Consider the following 293-nt stretch of genomic DNA (forward strand, 5'->3'; position numbering starts at 1 on the left):
GCAGCTTAGAGACTTCTTTTTCTAGCTGGCGGATCCGTTCAGAATCAGTCGTCGCCTGGGCCTTGTCACGCAGGGTCTTCGTGCGGGCACGTTTGCCGGTGCCGTACTGCTTAAGCCAGGAATAAAGTGAGGAACGATTGACTCCAAGCTCTGCTGAAGCCGCGTGAAGTGAGAGGTCCTCATTGTTTTCGTAGAGGGCCACAGCATCACGTTTGAACTGTTCGGAGTACCTAGGCATGGTGGTAGATTACCTTTCTTCCCAACCCAACCGGGCTGGATATCAGGTGTCTACC

1 protein-coding gene is annotated in these 293 nt (G+C 53.6%); it reads right to left on the reverse strand.

The annotated features are described in order from the left end of the window. Window positions 1-238, reverse strand: a 238-nt coding sequence (locus HMPREF2698_RS02040; protein ID WP_070561733.1) for an IS3 family transposase, incomplete at its 3' end; no start/stop codon positions are given. Window positions 239-293: the final 55 nt, after the last annotated feature.

Source organism: Corynebacterium sp. HMSC072A02, from assembly GCF_001810085.1.
GTDB lineage: Bacteria > Actinomycetota > Actinomycetes > Mycobacteriales > Mycobacteriaceae > Corynebacterium > Corynebacterium hesseae.